The sequence below is a fragment of the Sagittula sp. NFXS13 genome (assembly GCF_040148795.1).
Classification (GTDB): Bacteria; Pseudomonadota; Alphaproteobacteria; order Rhodobacterales; family Rhodobacteraceae; genus Sagittula; species Sagittula marina.
In genome coordinates this window covers 1-23,181 of the sequence record NZ_JAGEMH010000013.1, presented here as the reverse complement: position 1 = coordinate 23,181, position 23,181 = coordinate 1, and the positions used below count along the sequence as shown (strand labels likewise).

Sequence of the window (23,181 nt, the reverse complement as noted above, 5' to 3'; positions counted from 1 at the left end):
CTTTGGGACTGAGGGCCGTGGTGCCTCACCCAAAGCACGCAAACCGATCAGGAGGAAAGTAAAGAATGACAACCGAAGTAAAAGTGCCGGATATCGGCGATTTCGATGCAGTGCCCGTCGTTACCGTTCTGGTGAGCGTGGGCGATACCATCGCGGTGGAAGACGCCATCATCGAGCTGGAATCCGACAAGGCGACGATGGAGGTTCCGTCCTCTCACGCCGGTGTCGTGAAGGAGATCAAGGTTGCCGAGGGGGACGAAGTCTCCGAAGGCACCGTGGTGCTGATCCTTGAGGCCGACGAGACGGGCGACGACGCGAAGGACGCGCCCAAGGAAGAGCCGAAAACGGAAGACGCGCCCAAGCAGGAGGCCCCGAAAAAAGAGGAGCCCAAGCAGGACGCCGCCCCCGCGCCGAAAACGGACGCCGGTTTCAACAAGGTGCATGCCTCGCCGTCTGTCCGGGCGTTTGCGCGGCGGGTCGAGGTTGACCTGACCACCGTGAACGGGTCTGGTCGCAAAGGTCGCATCCTGCGCGAAGACGTCGAAGGTGCTCTGAAGGCGGCTGCGCCTGCAGCGTCCAGCGGTGCCCCGGCCCAGGGTGGCATGGGCATTCCGCCAATTCCTGCGGTGGACTTTTCCAAATTCGGACCGGTTGAAGATGTGGATATGCCGCGGATCAAGAAGATCTCCGGTCCTGCGCTTCACCGCTCCTGGCTCAACATTCCGCATGTCACGCACAACGACGAGGCGGACATCACCGAGCTGGACAAGTACCGCAAGGAGATGGACACCCACGCCAAGGAAGAGGGCTACCGCGTTACGCTGTTGTCCTTTGTTATCAAGGCCTCCGTGTCCGCGCTCAAGCAGCATTGGGAAGTGAACTCTTCGATTCACCCGGACGGCGACAAGCTGATCAAGAAGGACTTCTACAACATCGGTTTTGCGGCAGACACGCCCAATGGCCTGATGGTTCCCGTGATCAAGGACGCCGACCGCAAGGGCCTGGTGGAAATCTCCAAGGATCTTATGGAGCTGTCCAAGGCCGCCCGTGATGGCAACCTGAAATCCAAGGATATGCAGGGCGCGACCTTCACCATCTCGTCGCTTGGCGGGATCGGCGGGACGTCCTTCACCCCCATCGTGAATGCGCCGGAAGTGGCAATCCTAGGCCTGACCCGGTCGAAGATGGCTCCGGTCTGGAACGGCTCCGAGTTCGAGCCGCGCCTGATGCAGCCGCTGTCGCTGTCCTATGACCATCGCGCCATCGACGGTGCCCTGGCCGCGCGCTTCTGCGTGACGCTCAAGGGCTTGCTCGGTGATATGCGGAAACTGATGTGGTGAGCGATATGGACATCAAAGTACCCGATATCGGCGATTTCACGGACGTTCCGGTCGTGACCGTGCTGGTTTCCGTTGGCGACACCGTTGCCGAGGAAGATGCACTGATCGAGCTTGAATCAGACAAGGCCACCATGGAGGTGCCGTCCTCCGGTGCCGGTAAGGTCAAGGAAATCAAGGTAAAAGAAGGTGACAGGGTCAAAGAGGGCGACGTGATTGTCGTGCTTGAGGCCGCCGAGGGCGCCAGCGAAGAGGCCCCGAAAGAGGCTCCCAAATCCGAGGCACCCAAGGCGACCGAGGCCACTGGCACTGCGTCAGGCCCCGGCGACATCCATGCGGAGCTTGTTGTTCTGGGGTCCGGCCCGGGCGGCTATTCTGCGGCGTTCCGCGCGGCGGATCTGGGACAAAGCGTTGTTCTCATTGAGAAAGACGACAACCTTGGCGGCGTCTGCCTGAACGTGGGCTGCATCCCGTCCAAGGCGATGCTGCACATGGCAAAGGTCATCACCGAAGCCGAGGAAACCGCGCATCACGGTCTGAAGTTCGGTGCACCAGAGATTGATCTGGACGGTTTGCGCGACTTCAAAAACGGTGTCGTGAACAAGCTGACCGGTGGTCTCGATGGCTTGGCCAAGCAGCGCAAGGTGAAGGTTGTCAAAGGCTACGGCAAGTTCACCGGCCCCAACATGATCGACGTCGAGGGCACCACCGTGTCGTTCGACAATTGCATCATTGCCGCCGGATCCGAGCCTGTGACGCTGCCCTTTATCCCGCATGACGATCCGCGTGTGATCGACAGCACCGGCGCGCTGGAGCTGGCGGATATTCCGGAGCGTCTGCTGGTTCTGGGGGGTGGTATCATCGGGCTGGAAATGGCCTGTGTTTATGATGCGCTTGGCTCCAAGGTTACGGTTGTCGAGCTGATGGACCAGATCATTCCCGGCGCGGACAAGGACGTGGTCAAGCCGCTGATGCAGCGGATCAAAGGCCGCTATGCCAACATCTTCCTCAAGACCAAGGTGACTGCGGTCGAGGCAAAGGATGACGGCATGCACGTTACCTTTGAGGACGATAAGGGCGAGAGCTTTACGGATACGTTCGACAAGGTTCTGGTGGCTGTTGGTCGTCGTCCCAATGGCAAGAAAATCGACGCGGACAAGGCCGGCGTGTCGGTTGACGAACGTGGCTTTATCGGTGTGGACAGCCAGCAACGTACTGGGGTGAAGCACATTTTCGCCATTGGTGACGTGGTGGGGCAGCCGATGTTGGCACATAAGGCCGTGCACGAAGGCAAGGTCGCCGCAGAGGCCGCCGGCGGCGAAAACCGCCATTTTGACGCCAAGGTAATCCCGTCGGTGGCCTACACCGATCCTGAAGTCGCGTGGGTCGGCGTGACCGAAACGCAGGCAAAGGCCGATGGCATCAAGTTCGAGAAAGGCGTGTTCCCCTGGGCCGCGTCGGGCCGTTCGTTGTCACTGGGGCGCTCTGAGGGAATGACCAAGCTGTTGTTCGATCCCGAAGATCAACGGGTGATCGGTGGCTGCATCGTCGGCCCGTCAGCCGGTGATCTGATCGCCGAGGTCGCACTGGCCATTGAGATGGGCGCAGACGCGGTCGATCTTGGACACACGATTCACCCGCACCCGACGCTGTCGGAGACGGTGAACTTTGCCGCCGAGATGTTCGAAGGCACGATTACAGATCTGATGCCGCCGAAGAAGAAAAAGCACTGATCGCGGGCTGGGGAAAACCCCCTGCATGTGACGGTCTACAGGGCGTCCGGTGTGCACCGGGCGCCCTGTAGACCGTCCATCCCTGATAGCGGGTGCGATTGGTCTCAAAATACGCGAAAAATAGTGGTTGGCCCGTAGTCATAATTCGAGACATCTCCGCATCTGTCCAACGTTCAAACCGGCTATTGATGTAAATGCACAGGACATTTTGAGGATGCCGGTGGTGTCAGAAAACTCTCTGGAAAGATGCTGATGACAATATTTCTGGTGTGATACCGGAACAGGAGCGCGATGATGTCTCTCTCTCTTTTGACAGCTCAGGTCAGCACGGGTGGGATGATCTCACAGGCTGGGATTGCCCATACCCGGCCTCGCCCGACGGATACTGAGGCCCTACTGACGTTGTACGACGCGAAGGTCAGTCGTGACCGTGTCGAGCACGAGGACCGCATGTCCAAGATACAGGAGATGCAGCGCGCCGGGCGATCATCGGAGGCCACCGCAAGACGGGTTGAGCGCCTACAGCAAAAGACCGCAGCCTATCAGGCAGCTTTGAATAAGCTGACAGGAGGCTCAAAGAACGAAGGGCGCGTGCTCTTCGCGGCAGCATCCGGACCGGATGGGGGCGCAGTGTCTGCCCGCGCGGAGTGGGTGAAGACCGTGCAGACCGGAGATGGCAACGACGCGGTCACCTTAACCGGGAATCGGGTGCAAAGCGTTTACACGGGCGCAGGCATGGACGAGGTGGCAGTCAACGGGCGCGAGGTGCAAAGTGTCTACACCGGAGCAGGCGCGGATGCGGTCGCGGTGAGCGGAACGGTGGTTAGCAGCATCTACACCGAAGGCGGCAACGATGCGATCAGCGTTCAGGCGGGTATCGCAGGCGGCATTTATGGTGGTGACGGTTCGGACGCAATCACAGTGGATGCTACCTTGGGAGAGAGCGTCGCGCGTCGCCTCTCGCTGAACGAAACAACTGCGGCGGAACGCGCGGCGCTTTTGTCGGGCGACGTGGCGGCGCGGTATCGTGCTGTCCAAAGCAACATTGCTGATGTGAATGGTGGGGCTGGAAACGACGCCATCACCGTCAGCGGGGCTGAGGCGATCCATGTCGCGGGCGAGGCGGGGGACGACCTTATTTCGATATCGGGGCGGACGGTCGGCCTGCACTACGGCGTTGGGGATGGTCATGACGTTGTGCAAATCGGCGCTGGTACGGACGTTTTGCTGCAATTGGGCGCGCGCCCTGATGGATCGTCGGCGCCTGAGGCGTACAGCGTAACCCGCGAGGGTGATATGATGCGTCTCGATTTCGGCAACGGCTCGATCACCTTTACGGGGATGACGCAGGCAGGAACAGTGGCGGTGCTGCCAACCGGTTGGGGAGAGCCTACCTACCTCAACGCAGCGCTGGACAGGACCGCCTGAACTGAGCTTTTGAGATCAGTCCCGGCATTTGGATGATTAAATTTAGGGTGAAACGATCCGGCGCTGGTGTCAGATCTTGTAAATGTGTGCGTCGGTTTCAGACAGTTTGGGATCGTCTGCGTGCATGCCAAGTTCTATCCCAGTGCGGGCAACTGATGGTCGCGACGCAAGATAACCTCCGGCTATCTTTCACAATCGGAGCCGCTTTCTGCGAGGGCGTACTTACGGTGATCGACTCCCAAGATCGTGCCCGTTCGCGCGGTGATAATAATCGCACGGTTGCTTTAATTCTGCCGAGTGACATCAGGCCATGTCGCTGGCACGACCGGCCTAGCGTCGGCCCCTCATGACAGCGGCCGGAGCAGGTCTCCGACATATTCGCCTGCCCATTCAAGTTCTCAAATCATTTGTCAGACGTTTGAAAGAGCGTCGAATTCAACATCAACGCTCTTCATCACAACCGCACGAATGGTTGTTCCCATCGCCAACCTGATCATCCGCACACCCTGAAAGGTTCAACCCGGCGAATAAACATAGTTGCTAGATCCTGAAGATCGGCTGCAACATCCGCGGGAGGAAACCGTTAAAGCGCAGGGGGGCATCCGTCACGGCGAGGCAAATGCAATCTTCGGAAATGTCGGCCACGGGCATGTGTTCGACGGAGTCATCCGCCACCTCTATGTCGCCGCGTTCAAAACGCCCGTCCTCGTCAGAGAACGCGCCCTGCAAAACCAGCGTCAATTCCAGCCCTTTGTGCGAGTGGTCAGGCACAGCGACTCCTGCCGGGATGAACAGCAGACGTGCAGTGGCCTCGGACGTGGTGTCGAGGATTGCCTGTTTCACGCCCAGACCCAAAGGCCGCCACCGGACCTTGTCCAGCGAGCCTATGTAATTTCGTAAAGGCGCGGGCACAACGGGATCCGGTTCGGGCAGTTGAATCGGCCTCGTCTCTGGCGCGACACAGCGAATGGCGGCCATAGCGCGATCCAGCGCATCGTCAGAAAGCGCTTCGACCTCTTGCGTGTCGAGCACGGCTCCCCCGAGAGCCTCGTAACTTTCAACCGCCGCGCGGCAGGTGTCACACAACGACACATGGCTTGCGACGATCAGGTTGACCGCTTCGGGCAACGTGCCGATGGCATAGCTTTGAAGCAGGTCTTCGGTTAAATGATGAATCGGGTCTGTCATGATTGGTCTCTCGTGGTCATCGCATGACGCAGGCGGTCCAAGGCCAGCCGCAGGCGGGATTTGATCGTGCCAAGCGGTAGTCCGGTGGCATCAGCGATTTCGCTGTGCGTCATATCGCCGAAATAAGCCTTTTGGATCAGATCTCTTTGCTTTTCAGGCAGGGCATTCATGGCCGCAGCCAACTGTTCGGTTTCCTGTTGCAGGCCCAACAGACTTGCCTGATCCGGGTCCGGTTCAGGGCCCCAGGGAAGATCCTCTGGCTCGGGCCGGCGTTGGCGGCGGATGCGGTCAATTCTCTTGTTCCTTGCAATCGTAAACAGCCATGTCGCCGCCGAGGCCCGGGCCGGATCGAATTGCGCGGCCTTGACCCACAGTGTGGTCATAACCTCTTGCGCGCATTCCTCAGCCTCGGTCGCATCGGCCCCGGATCGCATGAGGAAGCCCTTCAAACGCGGCGCAAAGTGCCGGAAGAGCGTGGCGAATGCAGCCTCGTCCCGGTCGTCGCGGATGCGAATGAGCAAGGCAGCCCAAGTGGCGGCCTCGCTTTCGCGTGGTGTTGACGGACGGCTTGTCACCGGCTTGGGTCGCTCCTTGGTCGCTGACGTCCTTGATGGCCTGTCCCGACGGGTCGGTGCAAGGGACGGAGGGTCGCGTTGCGCGTCGGTGGTCAAAAGGCTGTACATGAAACTGGTACGCAACGCGGTCGGCATTGGATCACAGTGCCGCGTTAAAAAACTTCCGCCGCGTTGTCATCCATTTGGCGGTCGCGTGCGTAGTTATCAGTATTACATTCGAAAAGGACCGACTGCATGCCGTTTGAAAACAGCCCAATCCCGCCGCGTTCCGGTGCGCGTCGCCGCATTGCCGTGATCGGGGGCGGGATCTCTGGTCTTGGGGCGGCACATATGCTTGGGGCCGATGCGGAGGTCGTGCTGTATGAAGCGGAGGACCGGTTGGGCGGTCATGCCCGCACCCGTAAAGTGGGCGATCAGCCGGTGGACACAGGGTTCATCGTGTTCAATTACGCCAACTACCCGCTTCTGACCCGGCTGTTTGACGAGCTGGATGTGCCGGTGGTGAAATCCGACATGAGTTTTTCCGCATCGCTGAAAAGTGGTCTGGAATATGGTTTGCGCGACGTCGGAGCGATCTTTGCCCAGAAGCGGAACGCCTTGAACCCACGCTATTGGGGGATGCTGCGCGACGTGATGCGGTTCAACAAGCACGCTGTCGCGGTCGCCAAGGATGAAAGCCTGACGCTGGGCCAGTTTCTTGAAAAGCTGGGCACCGGGGAATGGTTTCGGAAGCACTATCTTTTGCCCTTGTCCGGGGCAATCTGGTCAACGCCTACGGAAAAGATCATGGACTTCCCGGCCCATGCCTTGGTCCGCTTTTTCGAAAACCATGCCCTGCTGAGCGCGACGGGTCAGCATCAATGGTACACCGTGCAGGGCGGTTCGGTCGAATATGTGCAGCGGTTGGTGGCTGCGTTGAAGGCACAAGGCACTGTCTTGCGCGCGGGCACTCCGGTCGACGCGGTGCAGCGGTCGGGCCTCCAGGTCATGGTGAAGGCACGCGGCGATTGGGAAGCATTCTATGACGTCGTGTTTGCAACACATGGGGACGTGTCGCTGAAGCTGCTGACCGATCCATCTGCCGAGGAGCACGCAGCGTTGAGCAAAGTCGCCTATCAGCCCAACAAGGTCGTCTTGCATTCCGATGAAACGATGATGCCGACACGCCGGGCCTGCTGGTCGTCGTGGAATTACGTCGAGGCGCCTGACAAGACGACCGAGGCGATCGACCTGACCTACTGGATGAACCGCTTGCAGCAGATCCCCGAAACTCTGCCGCTGTTTGTGACGCTGAATTCGACCCGGCCCATAGACCCGTCGAAGGTGCATGACGAAGTGACCCTCCGCCATCCGGTCTACGATACAGGAATGTTGGAGGCTCAGCGCGCGGTTGCGGGATTTAACGGGGCGCGGAACACCTGGTTCTGCGGTGCCTGGATGCGCAATGGTTTCCACGAGGATGGCTTGGCCAGCGCGGCAGAGGTGGCCCGTGGCATCGCGGAACGTGCGCGCCGTGAGGAGGCCGCATGACCGACTTCATTCGCGCGCATACCTTTCACGGGCGCAAAGGGGCGATCGAAAACGCCTTTCGCTATTCCGTGGATTACGTGCTGTTGGAGCCGGAAACCGAGACGCAGGAGCCCATCATGTTCGGGCGCAACCGCGCGGGCCTCATGTCGGTGCAGGACAGCGATCACGGTGGTGCGCCGAAACAGGGACGCGGGGCGGCTTGGGCACGTGAGGTTTTTGCCGCCAACAGTGTCACTTTCTCCGGACCGTTGAAGCTGCTGACCCAGCCACGCTTGCTGGGGCATGTGTTCAACCCGGTGTCTTTCTGGCTGGCCTATGACGGAGAAACCTTGCGCGCGGTGATCGCGGAAGTGTCGAACACGTTTGGCGACCGTCACTCCTACCTCTGTGCGAAGGCAGACGGATCAGGCATCACGCCGGAGGACCGTATCACGGCGCAGAAGATTTTCCACGTCTCTCCCTTTCAGCCCATTGAAGGACAGTATGAATTCCGCTTCGATATTCGGCCCGACCGAATTGGGATATGGATCGATCTGGACCACGGACATGGCGGTCTGGTCGCAACGCTTGTGGGGCCTCGGGCAAAGCTGAGCAATCGCGCAATGCTGTACTCTGCTTTGCGCAGACCGTTTGGCTCGCGGCGCGCCCTGGCGCTGATCCATTGGCAAGCGTTGAAACTTTGGTGGAAAGGCGCTGGATATCGCCCACGACCTGAACCTCCGGCGGACGAGGTCTCTGGCGAGTTGCCGATGCACCAGCAGGAGGCGTCATGATTTGGGCCTTGGCAGGGGCTGCAATCGTGGCGCTGACGGTGTTGGCGCGGCGCAGACTGGCAGATTTTCCGGCGCAACATCTGGGCGATTATCGTGATGAGCCGGGTGAGGCGCTGGACCTTCGCCGTCATCTGAGCGGACCGATAGAAGCACATGGTGTGATCTACGGACCCACAGGGCGCGTTGTGTCGCGCTTTGCCGCTGATTTTGTCGGAACGTGGCAAGGCAACACAGGGGTCTTGAAGGAACACTACCGCTATGCGTCAGGCCGTGAAGAAGCTCGTGAATGGCGGCTGATATTGGGTAATGATGCAACTGTAACCGGCGAAGCGGACGATGTTATTGGCAAGGCGCGCGGGCAATTGGCGGGGCCAGCCCTGCGGCTGCGCTATCGGTTGCAATTGCCCGACGATGCGGGCGGCCATGTCCTGAGCGCGACTGACTGGATGTATCTTGCCCCCGACGGCGCAGTGGTGAACCGATCCCAGTTTCGCAAGTTTGGTATCAAGGTGGCCGAACTTGTCGCGGTGATGCGCCCAAAGGAGAAGACATGAGAAACTGGACCGGAAAACGCTACTGGATTGTTGGCGCAAGCGAAGGCCTGGGCGCGGCTCTGGCCCGAAAGATGAGCGAGGCCGGTGTCGAGTTGATCCTGTCGTCACGATCAGAGGATAAGTTGCAGGAGGTGGCAGACAGTCTGCCCGGTCATGCAATTGTAAAACCGGTCGATGTGACGGATTACGACGCGTTGAAAAAGGTCGCCGATGACATCGGGGACATTGACGGTGTAATCCAACTGGCAGCGGTGTACTGGCCCTTTGGTGCGAAGGCATGGGAGCCGGAACACGCGAATCTTATGACGGATGTGAACATTGGCGGCGCCATGCGTTTGGTGAGTGCCGTTATCCCCCGCTTTGTAGAGCGGGACAAAGGCCACTTTGTCATGACTGGTTCGCTGTCAGGATACCGTGGTTTGCCGGGATCGGCGGCCTACGTTTCGACCAAATCCGCGGTTATGTCCCTGGCAGAATCGCTTTACGCGGACCTGCACAAAACAGGGGTGGAGGTGCAATTGCTCAGCCCTGGTTTCATTGAGACGCGGCTGACCGATAAAAACGATTTCAAAATGCCGTTCAAAATGCAGCCGGAAGAAGCCGCTCAGGTTTATTTCGATCACATGTCGAAGGGGGGCTTCCAAAAGGCTTTTCCCAGAATGTTTTCATGGGTGTTTCGAGGCAGCCAGTTTCTTCCCGATTGGCTATACTATCGAATCTTCGCCTGAGAACTTGTTTAAGGTCAAAGAAACATATCTCTTTTCCCACCATCTTGCAGATAAGGCGACAGGAGGCGTGTCATGGACAGATTTAACGACAAAATTAGCCCGCGGCAGGTGGCTGCGGTCATCCTGATGGCCCGCGAATTGAATCGCGGCGAAGCAGAGTTGCGCGGTCTGATTGATCGAATGGACGAAGAGGAAGCAGCTGCGCTCACCGCGATCATGTGGATCGGACGTGGCACCTTCGAGAGCGCCGAGGCGAGCGAAGCCTATCAGACCGCCCTTGCGGAGGCTTCGACCCCAACGGCGGATTATTTGATCGGCACACCACATCTGGCTGACAATCTGGAGGCGGGGCTAGAGGCCATGGGCTACGACGTCACCGAGGAAGAGGATGGCCTGCTGAATCGCGGAACCTAACGCAGCGCGCGCCCTTTGAGGATTGCGCCATCGCCAAAACGCTTGCGGATCTCATCTGCGGCGCGTTCAGCCTTGGCGCGGGTTTGCGCCTGCGGATCCAGCAGGTCGGGCACACGGTCGGCCATGCTGTCCGGCACCAAGTCCGACAGGCTTACGCCGATCAACCTCCACGGTCCGTTCTCGGGCACTTGGTCAAATAACCCGCGTGCGGCACGATATAGCGTGTCGGCCATCTGGGTCGCATCAGGCAGGGACATGCGTTTGGAGAGCAGGCTGAAATTGCTTCTCCGCAGCTTCAGTGTGACGGTCCGGCCAGCCAAGCCCTTGGCCTTGGCGCGGTCCGTGGTCTTTTCTGACAGGCGCCACAGATGCCCCTCAAGAATGTCGCTGTCCGCAGTGTTCTCGTTGAATGTCGTCTCGTTGGAGATGGATTTGACCGGTGCATTGCGAGTCACGCGGCGGCGGTCCTCGCCGCGTGCCAAGTGATACAGCCGCTCACCCATGCTGCCGAAACGATGCATCAGATCGCGCTTTTCCCAGCGCAAAAGATCCTCGAACGTACGAATGCCTGCGCGATCAAGTGACGCCTGTCCGGCCTCGCCCACACCCCATAGCATACGCACGGATTTGGGCCGGAGAAACGCTTGCGTCTCTGCTGCGCCGATCACGGCAAAACCGCGCGGCTTGTCGAGATCAGAGGCGATCTTTGCCAGAAACTTGTTATGTGACAGACCGATAGAGCCTGTGACGCCGATTTCTTCGGACATGCGTTTGACCAGCTTGGCCAGCATTACCGCTGGCGGATGGCCGTGCAGGCGCGCGGTGCCGGTCAGGTCGATGAAAGCCTCGTCGAGCGAGAGCGGCTCAATCGCAGGGGACAGTTCCTCCATCAACGCGCGGATTTGTTTCGAAACTTCGGCGTAGACTGCACCGCGCGGCTTGATGACCACGGCATCGGGGCACAGTTGCAGGGCCTTGTACATCGGCATGGCCGAGCGCACGCCGCGTATCCGCGCGATATAGCAAGCCGTGGACACCACGCCGCGCCGGCCGCCACCGATGATGACAGGTTTGGAGGCGAGCTCCGGGTTGTCACGCTTTTCCACAGACGCATAAAATGCGTCGCAATCCATATGCGCGATGCTCAGACTGAAGAGTTCCGGATGCGCCACAATGCGCGGCCGCCCGCAAGCGGGGCAGCGCTGTCCGCTGTCGAACGTGGTGAGGCAGTCGCGGCAAAGGGAGGGCATGTGCGGAGAATATCGCCTGTAGCGGGTGCGGACAATCTGGCGCGTGGGCGCCCTTATGCTTACATAGGTCTCAGTTATTTTCAGCGAAAGGTTTTCCTATGCCACCCGAAGAGATGCTGGCGAATTTTGTCGGGTCCAACATCATCGTGCTGCTGCTGGCGGTGTTCGTTATCATTTGTATCTTCCTCGGTGTGCGGATCGTGCCGCAGTCGGAGAAGTTCGTGGTGGAGCGCTTTGGCCGACTGCGCGCGGTATTGGGGCCGGGGATCAACTTCATCATCCCCTTTCTAGACAAGGTCCGGCACAAGATCTCCATCCTGGAACGCCAGTTGCCCACGGCGTCGCAGGACGCGATCACCATGGACAACGTGTTGGTGCAGGTGGAAACCAGCGTGTTTTACCGCATTCTGGAGCCGGAAAAGACCGTCTACCGGATCCGCGATGTGGACGGGGCGATTGCCACGACCGTTGCAGGTATCGTGCGCGCCGAGATCGGCAAGATGGAGCTGGACGAAGTGCAGTCCAACCGGGATCGGTTGATCTCCGAGATCAAGTCCAGCGTCGAGGACGCGGTGGACAACTGGGGGATAGAGGTCACGCGCGCCGAAATTCTTGATGTGAATCTCGACCAAGCAACACGGGACGCCATGTTGCAGCAGCTCAATGCCGAACGCGCCCGTCGCGCGCAAGTGACGGAAGCGGAGGGCAAGCGCCGGGCCGTGGAATTGGCTGCGGATGCACAGCTGTATGCCGCTGAACAAGAGGCCAAGGCACGTCGTATCACCGCCGAGGCAGAGGCCTATGCCACAGAGATCGTCGCCCGCGTCATCAAGGACAATGGCATTGAGGCCGCGCAGTACGAGGTTGCTTTGAAACAGGTCGAGGCGTTGCGCAAGGTGGCAGAGGGGCCTGGCACTCAGACAATCCTGTTGCCGTCCAGTGCGCTGGACGCCTTTGGTGATGCATTCAAGTTGTTGAAAAGGCGCACCTGATGGGGTGGGATGCCTGGTGGCTCTGGGTGGCCTTCGGTGTGGTTCTGTTGATTGTCGAGGTTCTGGCACCCGGCTTCGTCGCGCTGGGATTGGCGGTCGGAGCCATTGTCGTGGGACTGTTGTTACTGACGGTCGGGATTGGCTCTTTGCCCTGGGCGCTGCTGATTTGGGCGGTGGTTTCTGCCATCGCATGGTTTGCCATTCGCAAAATGGCGGGGGAGCGCAAAGGGCAGGTTAAGATATGGGACACCGACATTAATGATTGATTGGCCCGGCGCGCCGCGTGCCCGGTTTCGTGGCGCGAAGCTGATGTTGTTTGCGGGCGACGATGTATTGGTGCTGCGCCGGGACGATGTGTCGTGGATCGACTGGCCTGGATATCTCGACTTTCCCGGTGGACTGCGTGACCCGGGCGAAACGCCTGAGGCCTGCGTCTTGCGTGAAACACGGGAAGAATTAGGGTTGGATGTGTCGTCTGCATTGCTGCGTCCGGTGCATCTCCATCACGGACCGAAAGGGGTGGAGTGGTTTTTCGCTGCGCACGGGTCTGAGGATTTGATCGATCAGGCCCGGTTCGGCGACGAGGGGCAAGGCTGGAAAGCCATGCGGCCCAAGGACTTCGTCGCGGCAGAGGACGCAATACCGCAGTTCCGTACCGTGCTGGCCGCGTATCTGAAAACACTTTAGCTTTTGGGAAAGAAAAACCGGGGCGTGCTTAAAATCAAGCGACGCCCCGGTCAGTTTTCCGGCTCTCAGGGGACAAACAGAGGGCCGGATGGCAGGCTCATACAGGTGTATGAACCGCAGGCAGATCTCCCCAGAGGGGGAACCGAACACCACATAAACGTGCTTCGGCTAGTGTCGCGCCATCAATTCCAAGAGACGGCACAGGGGTAAGCCCAAGGCTGTGGGAGGACAGCCTCCAAGGCCAAACTTTGTCTAAACTCAGGCTGCGTGTGACATATCGCCAACGCGCCGCGGCGGCATGATCGGTTTGCGCATTTCGCGGGACTTGAGGGCGCTTCGATCGCTCAAGCCAATCAGGGCGGCGTTCAACAGGCCGCGAGATGCAGCTTCAAAATCTGTGGTCATGGGAGCATCGAACTGGCTTGCTACCCTAACGCGTCCACCGGGGGTGTGGAGGGTGACCAAAGCTTCAAAACACTGTTCGACGGCGTTGTAACGGACGTCATGGATGCGTGGTGTCATATCGCTCATGCTTCTATTCCCTTCTGTCCTTGACTGCTCTTCGTTAACCTTCATGTGGTATTAACGTAACGACCTGTGGAAAAGTTTCACGTATCTTTTGAAAAAGGTTTTCTTCTGAGCTCAAGGCGTTGGCGGGAATCGGCGCAACAATGAGTGGATTTATGCCTAGGGTTATCCACACACTAGTATGTGATTCGGGCGTTACCTGCAGTCGAGCGTGACGTTCACAATTCTCACACCCTCGCAAGCGGCCTACCTTCCCAACGGATGCACAGGCATGCAGGTTCCTTATCGTGACTGAATGCGACGGAGGGAGCTTCGTTTAAACCGCTTCAGAGCGGGAACGCTGCGCTCAGGGCATCCGCTGTCATCAGGAATGCCCCGCACGGGTAAGGATGGCGACGTGCTATTGGCTACGGCTTGCCTGCGCGGAGTTTATTTCCTGAACTATAGCCGCTGCCGCGGCGCGTGGATCTTTGGCGCGGTGCACCGGACGTCCCACAACGATATGGTCAGCGCCGTCCCGGATTGCCTGAGCGGGGGTTGCAATGCGTTTCTGGTCGCCCTTGTCGGCACCTGCGGGCCGCACACCGGGGGTGACGATAAGGCGGCCATCGGATTCGGGAAGCGCGCGGATCAGCGCGGCTTCATTCGGAGAGGCGATGACCCCATCGGCTCCGGCGTCAAAGGCGCGTCCAGCCCGTTCGGTCACCAGATCGGGGATGGCACCGTCTTTATATAGCGAATTGTCGAGATCTTCGCGGTCAAGCGAGGTCAGGACGGTCACGGCAAGGATTTTCAGATCAGAGCCTGCCGCGCCTTCCTTGGCGGCGCGAACCACATGAGGGTCACCATGCACCGTCAGAAAATCGAGATCGAACTGCGCGATGCCGCGCACGGCAGCTTCGACGGTGGCACCGATGTCGAAAAATTTCATATCGAGAAAGATGCGTTTGCCGTGCTCCTGCTTGAGTTCATTGGCCAAAGCGAGGCCCCCGCCGGTCAGCATGCCCAAACCGATTTTATAAAAGGAGACGGATGGCCCCAGTGTCTGAACAAGTTCAAGGCCCTGAATCACGTTGGGCACATCAATGGCGACGATCAGGCGGTCATCGGCGGGCTTGGTGGTGGCTTGGCTCATGGCAGGGCTCCTCTAACGCGCCTTCCGTTTGGCGGGCTGGAGAGGCCACGTCAAGCGCGGGTCAGTTCAACTCGGTGTATGCCGGGCGCAAACCGTGGACCATGTGATCTGGAATCCATCGGGTGGTTTAGCGCTTTAGTCAGCAGCATCGGCCGACCCACTGTTGACGGCTATGTCTGACGACGTTTGGGGACCCGCGATTTCGATGTCCGTCACGAATTTCTTTCAGGGGCCTCAATCAAAACCTGATGCGATGAGAGGTTCTAAAATAGGCAGCATCGGTTCAGTGATATTTTTACAACAAGGCGCTTGAACCAGCACCGCCAGTGCCCCATCTTTACTCCGAGGCCCGAAAAGGGGCGCGTGCCACAGATCGTGGGCGTGACCGAGGTTGGGTGCTTGTTAAAGGAGAAGTGTGATGAACTTGGAGAAGTTCACGGATCGTGCGCGCGGTTTCATTCAGGCCGCCCAGACGATTGCGATGCGGGAAAGCCATCAAAAGCTGGCACCCGAACATGTATTGAAAGCCCTGATGGATGATGACCAGGGGCTGGCGTCCAACTTGATCAGCGCGGCCGGGGGCGATCCCAAGCGCGTTGTGCAAGTGCTTGATACCAAACTGGCAAAGATCCCAAAGGTGTCTGGAGACGCTGGACAGGTGTACCTTGATTCCGCCACCGGCAAGGTGCTGGATGAGGCGGAAAAGATCGCCAAGAAGGCGGGCGACAGCTTTGTTCCGGTGGAGCGGATGCTGATGGCGTTGGCCATGGTGAAATCCCCGGCGAAAGAGGCATTGGATGCGGGCAAGGTGTCCGCGCAAGGCTTGAATGGCGCGATCAATGACGTGCGCAAAGGACGGACGGCAGACAGCGCGTCTGCCGAGGATGCCTATGAGGCGCTGAAGAAATATACCCTGGATTTGACCGAGCGTGCGCGTGAGGGGAAAATCGACCCGATCATTGGTCGGGACGAGGAAATTCGTCGTGCCATGCAGGTGTTGTCCCGCCGGACAAAGAACAATCCGGTTTTGATCGGCGAACCCGGCGTGGGTAAAACTGCGATTGCCGAAGGTCTGGCGCTGCGCATTGTTAATGGCGACGTACCGGAAAGCCTGCAGAACAAGCGTCTGCTCTCTCTGGACATGGGCGCGCTGATTGCTGGTGCGAAGTATCGCGGCGAGTTTGAGGAGCGGCTGAAGGCCATCCTGTCCGAGGTCACTACAGCGGCCGGTGAGATCGTGTTGTTCATCGATGAGATGCACACGTTGGTCGGCGCGGGTAAGGCGGATGGCGCGATGGATGCGTCCAACTTGCTGAAACCGGCTCTGGCGCGCGGGGAATTGCACTGCGTCGGCGCAACAACGCTCGACGAGTATCGCAAGCACGTGGAAAAAGACGCGGCCTTGGCCCGTCGTTTCCAGCCTGTGATGGTGCAGGAACCTACCGTGGAGGATACGATTTCCATTCTGCGCGGCATCAAGGAAAAGTACGAGCTGCACCACGGTGTGCGGATCTCGGACTCGGCCCTCGTGGCGGCGGCGACTCTCTCGCACCGCTATATCACGGACCGTTTCCTGCCGGACAAGGCCATCGACCTGATGGACGAGGCTGCGTCGCGTCTGCGGATGGAAGTCGACAGCAAGCCCGAAGAGCTTGACCAGCTCGACCGCAACATTCTGCAAATGCAGATCGAGGTCGAGGCCCTGAAACTCGAAGAGGATCAGGCGTCCAAGGACCGGCTCGAAAAGCTGGAAAAGGATCTTGCCGAGGTTCAGGAGCGCAGTGCCGAGATGACGGCACAGTGGCAGGCGGAGCGTGACAAGCTGAGCCTCGCCCGCGATCTGAAGGAAAAGCTCGACCACGCCAAGGCAGAGCTGGAGATCGTCAAGCGCGAGGGCAACTACGCGCGCGCCGGTGAGTTGCAGTATGGCTCTATCCCGGAGCTCGAAAAGCAGCTGGCGGAGGCCGAGAACGCTGACGACATGATGGTCGAAGAGGCTGTACGCCCGGATCAGATCGCTTCGGTGGTTGAACGCTGGACCGGTATCCCGGCGGGCAAGATGCTCGAAGGGGAGCGCGACAAGCTGCTGGGCATGGAGGCCAACCTGCATCGTCGGGTTGTCGGCCAGAATCAGGCCGTGACGGCGGTGGCCAATGCGGTGCGACGGGCGCGTGCCGGGCTGAACGACGAAGGGCGGCCCTTGGGCTCGTTCCTGTTCCTGGGCCCGACCGGCGTGGGTAAAACCGAGCTGACGAAGGCCGTGGCGGAGTTCCTCTTTGACGACGACAACGCAATGGTGCGGATCGACATGTCGGAGTTCATGGAGAAACACGCGGTCAGCCGTTTGATCGGTGCGCCTCCGGGCTACGTGGGCTATGACGAAGGCGGTGTCCTCACCGAGGCCGTGCGGCGCAGGCCTTATCAGGTTGTCTTGTTCGACGAAGTCGAAAAGGCCCACCCGGATGTGTTCAACGTGCTGTTGCAGGTGCTCGATGATGGTGTGCTGACCGATGGCCAGGGCCGGACTGTGGACTTCAAGCAGACGTTGATCGTACTGACGTCGAACCTTGGTTCGCAGGCCCTGTCGCAGCTTCCTGAAAGCGGCGACGCGGCGCAGGCCAAGCGTGATGTCATGGACGCTGTGCGGGCGCATTTCCGCCCCGAGTTCCTGAACCGTCTCGACGAGACGATCATATTTGATCGGCTTAAGCGCGAGGACATGGGCGGGATCGTGGACATCCAGCTTGGGCGTCTGCTCAAGCGACTGGCAGCCCGCAAGATCCGGCTGGAGCTGGACGACGAGGCGAAGCAGTGGCTGGCCGACGACGGGTATGACCCGGTGTTCGGCGCGCGGCCTTTGAAGCGGGTGATCCAGCGTGCGTTGCAGGATCCACTGGCCGAGATGCTGCTGTCCGGAGACGTGTCTGACGGCGACGTCGTGCCAGTCTCCGCCGGGGCCGAAGGGCTGTTGATCGGCGATCGTGTCGGTGCGACCAACCGGCCCAAACCGGATGATGCGGTCGTCCACTGAGGTCTGCCAAAATTGAAAAGGCCCGCCGATCTGGCGGGCCTTTTTTTACGATATGGCGAGCGCGCTTCGGCGCTCTCTGGCCTTACATCGGCGGCATGATTACCTTGTCGATGACATGGATCACGCCGTTTGACGCTTCGATATCCGCTTGGGTCACGGTGGCATCGTTCACCATGACACCGTTGTCGAGGTCGATCGTGACGTCCGCGCCTTCGACAGTGGCGGCTTTCATATCATCTGTCAGATCTGTGGACATGACCTTGCCTGCGATGACGTGGTAGGTCAGAATTTCTGCCAGCTTGTCCTGGTTTTCCGGCTTCAGCAGGTCTTCGACAGTGCCATCCGGCAAGGCATCAAAGGCGGCATCGGTCGGTGCAAAGATGGTAAACGGTCCGTCGCCCTTAAGGGTATCAACGAGATCGGCAGCCTGTGCTGCAGCGAGCAGAGTTTCAAATGTGCCTGCCTCGGTGGCAGTCTCCACGATGTCTTTGGACATGGCGTGGCTTTCGGCAAAGGCTGGCGCGGCAAGGGCGATCGATGCGGCGAGAATGGTTGAACGTAGCATTTTGTCTCTCCTGTTGGTCAGTCCGTGATGCTTGTTGCATCGGATAGGACTACGGAGGAGATGCGAGATTGGACTTCGCGTATAAGTATTGTCTTTCGACTTGAAACGTGGCGCGAACCCCCTAAGCCGCACCACCTTTCGCCGTCGAATGACAATAGTGTTATTCCAAGTGATCCGCTGTGAACGGATTGAACGTCATTCCAACCCGATAGAAGCGCGGGCAATGCCGTCGAGCAACGCCTCAACCTTTTGCATGGCGCCTTCTGGATAGCTGCGAAAGCCTATGGTCGTGGTGTCCGGCGTATCCGGCTGCACGATCACGAAGATCTGGTAGGGACAGAAGGAAACGTTCATTGGATCGGCCTCCATCACCTCGCGCGAGATCCGGGCCGAGCAAAAGCTGTAAACGTCCGCGTGAATAAAAAGGTCGACGGTGCCGCCCACGTCTTCCTTGGTGCGGGCGAGCATTTCGCCGGTGTGGCTGATGTGGTCAACCACCAGGCCCTCGTCGAGGATGGCGTTTTCCAGGCCAAATATGACGTCGTCGAACGATTGTTCTGTGTCATAGCGGACGATATCTGCGGTTGCGGTGGTCGCTACCAGCATCAGAGCGGCAGATGTCAGGAATTTTTTCATGCTCTCTCCCTTACACTTGTGATTGGCCGGGGTGCCATTTGGGTGTGATGATGACAAGGTAGCGTGAAATTTGTGCATTTGCATTCAGTCAAATCAAAGCATTCCCGGAGGTGAATATGGAATACGCGATGACCGCCTTGCAATACTTGGCGTTGCTTTTCGTCTTCGTCGTGGGTCTGGGGGTAATGGCCGTTTGCGCCATGTTCTACTTGGACACACGGCAAACTGGTGACGCGATCCGGCGCAACTACCCGGTGATCGGCCGCTTTCGCGGGCTGTTCACCGAGCTGGGGGAGTTCTTTCGCCAGTATTTCTTTGCCATGGACCGCGAGGAGATGCCGTTCAATCGGGCGCAACGCAACTGGGTCTATCGCGCGGCAGAAACCAAATCGAACACGGTGGCCTTTGGCTCCACGCGGAACCTCTCGTTGCCGGGCACGCCGATCTTCATGAATGCGGTGTTTCCGCCGCTGGATGACCAATTCGCCTCAACGGAGCCGATGATCATCGGACCGCACTGCCGGGAGCCATACGCAGCCACGTCGATCTTCAACATCTCAGGCATGAGTTATGGTGCGCTGTCCAAGCCTGCCATCCGCGCATTGTCCCGCGGAGCAGGGCTGGCGGGGATCTGGCTGAACACGGGGGAGGGCGGCTTGGCACCGGACCACCTCGAAGGGAACTGTGACATTGTTTATCAAATCGGCACGGCGAAGTTCGGCGTGCGCGACGAGGCGGGCAACCTGTCAGATGAAAAGCTGCGCCATATGGCGGCAAAGCCCAACGTGAAGATGTTCGAGATCAAGCTCAGCCAAGGGGCAAAGCCGGGCAAGGGGGGAATCCTACCGGCCGCCAAGATCGACGAGGAAGTGGCCTCAATCCGTGGTGTGCCGATGGGAAAGGATGCGATTTCGCCAAACCGTCACCGTGAGGTGGACGATTGGGATGATCTGCTAGACCTCATCGGCCACATCCGCGAGGTCACCGGAAAACCGGTGGGGATCAAGACTTGCATCGGGTCCGCCGACCCTTGGTTCGACTTTTTCAAGCGGATCAAGGAGCGTGGCGCCGAATGCGCGCCGGACTTTATCGCTGTGGATGGTGGTGAAGGCGGCACAGGCGCGGCGCCGATGCCGCTTATCGACCTTGTCGGGATGCCGCTGCGCGACGCGCTGATCCGCATGGTCGACCTGCGCGACTTGGCCGGGATGCATGATCGCGTCCGTATCATCGCGGCGGGCAAGATGGTCGCGCCGGGCGATGTGGCCTGGGCTATTTGCATGGGCGCGGATTTCGTTGTGTCGGGGCGGGGCTTCATGTTTTCACTCGGCTGCATTCAGGCCCTCAAATGTAACAAGAACACCTGCCCCACGGGGATCACGACGCATATTCCTTCGCTGCAAAAAGGGTTGGTGGTCGAAGAGAAGGACAAGCGTGTCGCGGCTTACGCCAAGGCCGTTATCAACGAGGTGGAAACCATTGCGCACTCTGTCGGTGTGGCCGAGCCGCGCCAGATGCGTCGACGCCATGTGAGGGTCGTGGTGAACGATGGATCATCCGTGCAGATGAACGACATTCACCCGTCGGTGCATCTTGGGCTGGACGGGCTGGAACGCGCGCGAGGCCACAAGCAATTCGAGGACGCCATGCGTCGCTTGCAGATCGAGGGCGAGACTCTGTAGCACGCAGGTGGGTGATCTCTTTGAGCCCCGACGGGTCGAAAGCGCCACCTCCCGACCTTCCAGCGATGCTTTGTTACAGCGCTCTACCGTCATCGTGAGATAGTGTTTGTTGGTGCATTGACGGCTTCACCTTACCTATGGGGCAACCGATATCGAGGAGAGCCCCATGAGCCGCCGCTGGACCAACGACCTGACCGCTGCCGACGTGACACCCGAAGCATTGTTTCTGAATCGTCGCCAGGTGATGGCCGGTGCGGGAGCTCTGGGCATTGCTGGTGGTCTGGCGGGCGCGGCAAAGGCCGAAACACTGGAGCCCAACGCCTTTGAAGACATCACCAACTACTGCAACTACTACGAGTTTGGCACGGGCAAAGAAGATCCTGCGAAATACGCGGGTGCTTTGACCACCGACCCTTGGACTGTGCAGATCGACGGTATGGTCGACAAGCCCGGCGACTACAGCTTTGATGACATCATGAGCCAGATGGACATCGAAGAGCGCATTTACCGCTTCCGCTGTGTCGAGGCGTGGTCGATGGTGGTGCCTTGGAATGGATTTGAGTTGGCAGACTTGCTCGACATGGTCGGGGTAAAGCCGGAGGCGAAATACGTTGCCTTTGAAACCGCTTTGCGCCCCGAAGAAATGCCGGGTGTCAGGTATCCGGTCCTCGACTGGCCTTATGTGGAAGGTTTGCGTTTGGACGAGGCGCGTCACCCGCTGACCCTGATGGCTACCGGCCTGTACGGCAAACCGCTGCCAAACCAGAATGGTGCACCGTTGCGCCTGGTCGTGCCATGGAAGTACGGCTTCAAATCGATCAAGTCGGTGGTCAGGATCACTCTGACCGACACCCAGCCTGCGACCGCATGGAATAAAGCAAATGCGGGAGAATACGGGTTTTATTCCAACGTGAACCCGGAGGTGGATCACCCTCGCTGGTCACAGGCGTCCGAGCGCCCATTGGGCGGTGGCCTGTTCGCCCGGCGGAAACCAACCTTGATGTTCAATGGGTATGACGAGGTCGCAGGCCTGTACGAGGGCATGGACTTGGTTAAAAATTTCTGATGCAGGCGCTCAACGCATATGTCCGGCGAGTGCCAACCTGGATGGTGTATCTGGGATTGGCGCTTCCGGTGCCGTGGCTTCTGTACCTGGGCCTCACGGGGGGCCTTGGCGTCGAGCCGATAAAGGCTTTGGAGCATGAGCTAGGCAAGTGGGCGCTGTGGCTTCTGATCGCGGGTCTGGCGATAACGCCGTTGCGCAAACATGCGGGGGTCAACCTGCTGAAGTTCCGACGGGCGATCGGGCTTATGGCCTTTTACTACGTGGCGCTGCATTTGCTGGTTTGGCTGGTGCTTGATGTTCAACAGCCCTCCGAGATCTGGGCCGATATTGTGAAACGCCCGTACATCACCGTTGGAATGGGGGCGTTTGTGCTGATGATCCCATTGGCGATCACCTCCTCCAACCGAGCGATCCGTGCGCTGGGCAGCCGCTGGCGGCAACTGCACAAGGTTACGTATGCAGTCGCTCTGTTGGGGGTCTTGCATTTCGTCATGCTCGTGAAGGGTTTCCAGATCGAACCGATTTTATACATGGCACTTATCGCGTCGCTGCTGGCGCTGCGTCTGCCGCGTCGAGGACTGTACCAGCGGCTTGCCTAGACACGCGGCCAACAGTCATTGTCGGGAAAATCGGCTAAAGTCATTGCATGATAGGTGGTGACTTTGTGGGTGACTGGCCCGCAATAAGATCAGGAACCTCCTGAAGCTGTTTCAACGAACGCGTTTTGACCGATAGTTCTTTCGGATACCCGTTTTAATGCGCGTGTTTTCAGAGGCTTGTGGTGTTTTGCGAAGAAAATGTGACGAAGCGCCAAAAAAGGGGTTGCGAGTCGTTTGGTGTAACCGTAAAAGCCCCTTCACCGGCGGCGCTGAGGCGCTGCGGGTCGGACCGGACGGAGCGGACGAGGCGCTGAGAGGCGACACTGAAGCGAAGCGAGGTTGAAGCATACCGAGGATATGGTCAGGCGGGCGCGCTGAGAGATTAGCGCGGCGGTCTGGTTTTTGCCCTCAACGTTATTTGAAATCGCTAATATCTGAAGAGATATGTGGGCGGCCCTGGTCCGATCGATGGATCAACCCTCTCATATCAACGCTTCTAGGGCTTCGGTCCGATGATGAAGTGTCAGCTTCACTGTTTGGAGCGGCTTTCGGTTTCTGATGAAACCAGAAGCACGTTATCAAACAGATGACTTCCAATGCGTGTTCAATCCTTAGCCGGGTGAACATAGGGATCTGCCCCCGAGGTGGTCCTGAGTATTGGAGATGTGCAGAGGTTCGAACGTCAAGGATATGCGGTAACGCATTTCAACTTGAGAGTTTGATCCTGGCTCAGAACGAACGCTGGCGGCA

At 59.0% G+C, this 23,181-nt stretch carries 22 protein-coding genes; 15 read left to right on the top strand and 7 right to left on the bottom strand.

Annotated elements, in window-relative coordinates:
* The first annotated feature begins 65 nt into the window (after positions 1–65).
* From J4E08_RS19085 to J4E08_RS19075, 3 genes are all read left to right on the top strand, one after another.
* Complete coding sequence (locus J4E08_RS19085) at positions 66–1,340, top strand: 2-oxo acid dehydrogenase subunit E2 (RefSeq protein ID WP_349539837.1); 1,275 nt, start codon at positions 66–68, stop codon at positions 1,338–1,340.
* Positions 1,341–1,345: 5 nt separating this feature from the next.
* A complete protein-coding gene (lpdA, locus tag J4E08_RS19080; protein WP_349539836.1) occupies positions 1,346–3,070 on the top strand; it encodes a dihydrolipoyl dehydrogenase in 1,725 nt (574 codons plus the stop codon).
* Between the two features lie 294 nt (positions 3,071–3,364).
* A complete protein-coding gene (locus J4E08_RS19075; RefSeq protein WP_349539835.1) occupies positions 3,365–4,498 on the top strand; it encodes a hypothetical protein in 1,134 nt (377 codons plus the stop codon).
* A 540-nt stretch (positions 4,499–5,038) separates the two neighbouring features.
* Here the strand turns inward: J4E08_RS19075 and J4E08_RS19070 are convergent.
* Together J4E08_RS19070 and J4E08_RS19065 are read right to left on the bottom strand one after the other, a co-directional pair.
* Positions 5,039–5,686 carry a ChrR family anti-sigma-E factor gene (locus J4E08_RS19070; RefSeq protein ID WP_349539834.1) on the bottom strand — a complete coding sequence of 216 codons (648 nt, stop codon included), beginning with the start codon at positions 5,684–5,686 and terminating at the stop codon, positions 5,039–5,041.
* Entirely contained in the window at positions 5,683–6,261 is a 579-nt protein-coding gene (locus J4E08_RS19065; RefSeq protein ID WP_343056004.1) for a sigma-70 family RNA polymerase sigma factor, read from the bottom strand. The genes J4E08_RS19070 and J4E08_RS19065 overlap by 4 nt, the downstream gene beginning before the upstream one ends.
* Positions 6,262–6,495: 234 nt before the next feature.
* On the opposite strand from J4E08_RS19065, the gene J4E08_RS19060 reads away from it, so the two are divergent.
* The 5 genes from J4E08_RS19060 to J4E08_RS19040 all read left to right on the top strand — a co-directional run bounded on the left by J4E08_RS19060 (position 6,496) and on the right by J4E08_RS19040 (position 10,260).
* Positions 6,496–7,791, top strand: a complete 1,296-nt coding sequence (locus tag J4E08_RS19060) for an NAD(P)/FAD-dependent oxidoreductase (RefSeq protein ID WP_349539833.1) — start codon at positions 6,496–6,498, stop codon at positions 7,789–7,791.
* Positions 7,788–8,564, top strand: coding sequence for a DUF1365 domain-containing protein (locus J4E08_RS19055; RefSeq protein WP_349539832.1), 777 nt, complete (start codon positions 7,788–7,790; stop codon positions 8,562–8,564). Before J4E08_RS19060 ends, J4E08_RS19055 begins: the two co-directional genes overlap by 4 nt.
* Complete coding sequence (locus J4E08_RS19050; protein WP_349539831.1) at positions 8,561–9,118, top strand: DUF3833 family protein; 558 nt, start codon at positions 8,561–8,563, stop codon at positions 9,116–9,118. The genes J4E08_RS19055 and J4E08_RS19050 overlap by 4 nt, the downstream gene beginning before the upstream one ends.
* Positions 9,115–9,846 (top strand): SDR family NAD(P)-dependent oxidoreductase, encoded by a 732-nt coding sequence (locus J4E08_RS19045; RefSeq protein WP_349539830.1) that lies wholly within the window; start codon positions 9,115–9,117, stop codon positions 9,844–9,846. Before J4E08_RS19050 ends, J4E08_RS19045 begins: the two co-directional genes overlap by 4 nt.
* A gap of 72 nt (positions 9,847–9,918) precedes the next feature.
* Positions 9,919–10,260, top strand: a complete 342-nt coding sequence (locus tag J4E08_RS19040; protein WP_349539829.1) for a DUF3775 domain-containing protein — start codon at positions 9,919–9,921, stop codon at positions 10,258–10,260.
* On the opposite strand, the gene J4E08_RS19035 is transcribed toward J4E08_RS19040, so the two are convergent.
* The gene (locus J4E08_RS19035) at positions 10,257–11,510 is read right to left on the bottom strand and encodes a DNA polymerase IV (protein ID WP_349539828.1); all 1,254 of its coding nucleotides are present in this window, start codon (positions 11,508–11,510) and stop codon (positions 10,257–10,259) included. The genes J4E08_RS19040 and J4E08_RS19035 overlap by 4 nt on opposite strands.
* A 98-nt stretch (positions 11,511–11,608) precedes the next feature.
* Between J4E08_RS19035 and J4E08_RS19030 the strand changes: the two genes are divergently transcribed.
* From J4E08_RS19030 to J4E08_RS19020, 3 genes are read left to right on the top strand one after another with little or no spacing between them, the layout of a single operon-like run.
* Positions 11,609–12,502, top strand: a complete 894-nt coding sequence (locus J4E08_RS19030) for an SPFH domain-containing protein (protein ID WP_183968981.1) — start codon at positions 11,609–11,611, stop codon at positions 12,500–12,502.
* Entirely contained in the window at positions 12,502–12,768 is a 267-nt protein-coding gene (locus J4E08_RS19025) for an NfeD family protein (protein WP_183968979.1), read from the top strand. The genes J4E08_RS19030 and J4E08_RS19025 overlap by 1 nt, the downstream gene beginning before the upstream one ends.
* The gene (locus J4E08_RS19020) at positions 12,761–13,189 is read left to right on the top strand and encodes an NUDIX domain-containing protein (RefSeq protein ID WP_349539827.1); all 429 of its coding nucleotides are present in this window, start codon (positions 12,761–12,763) and stop codon (positions 13,187–13,189) included. Before J4E08_RS19025 ends, J4E08_RS19020 begins: the two co-directional genes overlap by 8 nt.
* Before the next feature lie 258 nt (positions 13,190–13,447).
* On the opposite strand, the gene J4E08_RS19015 is transcribed toward J4E08_RS19020, so the two are convergent.
* Both J4E08_RS19015 and pyrF read right to left on the bottom strand, forming a co-directional pair.
* The gene (locus J4E08_RS19015; RefSeq protein ID WP_183968977.1) at positions 13,448–13,720 is read right to left on the bottom strand and encodes a hypothetical protein; all 273 of its coding nucleotides are present in this window, start codon (positions 13,718–13,720) and stop codon (positions 13,448–13,450) included.
* 397 nt (positions 13,721–14,117) lie between these two features.
* The gene (pyrF, locus tag J4E08_RS19010) at positions 14,118–14,852 is read right to left on the bottom strand and encodes an orotidine-5'-phosphate decarboxylase (protein WP_349539826.1); all 735 of its coding nucleotides are present in this window, start codon (positions 14,850–14,852) and stop codon (positions 14,118–14,120) included.
* Positions 14,853–15,270: 418 nt separating this feature from the next.
* Between pyrF and clpB the strand changes: the two genes are divergently transcribed.
* Positions 15,271–17,883 carry an ATP-dependent chaperone ClpB gene (clpB, locus tag J4E08_RS19005; RefSeq protein WP_349539825.1) on the top strand — a complete coding sequence of 871 codons (2,613 nt, stop codon included), beginning with the start codon at positions 15,271–15,273 and terminating at the stop codon, positions 17,881–17,883.
* Between the two features lie 82 nt (positions 17,884–17,965).
* On the opposite strand, the gene J4E08_RS19000 is transcribed toward clpB, so the two are convergent.
* Both J4E08_RS19000 and J4E08_RS18995 read right to left on the bottom strand, forming a co-directional pair.
* Positions 17,966–18,448: a fasciclin domain-containing protein gene (locus J4E08_RS19000; protein WP_183968971.1), complete on the bottom strand. Its 483-nt coding sequence runs from the start codon at positions 18,446–18,448 to the stop codon at positions 17,966–17,968.
* 195 nt (positions 18,449–18,643) lie between these two features.
* Complete coding sequence (locus tag J4E08_RS18995) at positions 18,644–19,084, bottom strand: DUF302 domain-containing protein (RefSeq protein ID WP_183968969.1); 441 nt, start codon at positions 19,082–19,084, stop codon at positions 18,644–18,646.
* Between the two features lie 116 nt (positions 19,085–19,200).
* On the opposite strand from J4E08_RS18995, the gene J4E08_RS18990 reads away from it, so the two are divergent.
* The 3 genes from J4E08_RS18990 to msrQ all read left to right on the top strand — a co-directional run bounded on the left by J4E08_RS18990 (position 19,201) and on the right by msrQ (position 22,431).
* Entirely contained in the window at positions 19,201–20,766 is a 1,566-nt protein-coding gene (locus tag J4E08_RS18990) for an FMN-binding glutamate synthase family protein (RefSeq protein ID WP_183968967.1), read from the top strand.
* Between the two features lie 166 nt (positions 20,767–20,932).
* Positions 20,933–21,832 carry a protein-methionine-sulfoxide reductase catalytic subunit MsrP gene (gene msrP / locus J4E08_RS18985; RefSeq protein WP_349539824.1) on the top strand — a complete coding sequence of 300 codons (900 nt, stop codon included), beginning with the start codon at positions 20,933–20,935 and terminating at the stop codon, positions 21,830–21,832.
* The gene (gene msrQ, locus J4E08_RS18980; RefSeq protein ID WP_349539823.1) at positions 21,832–22,431 is read left to right on the top strand and encodes a protein-methionine-sulfoxide reductase heme-binding subunit MsrQ; all 600 of its coding nucleotides are present in this window, start codon (positions 21,832–21,834) and stop codon (positions 22,429–22,431) included. Before msrP ends, msrQ begins: the two co-directional genes overlap by 1 nt.
* The last annotated feature ends 750 nt before the right edge of the window (positions 22,432–23,181 follow it).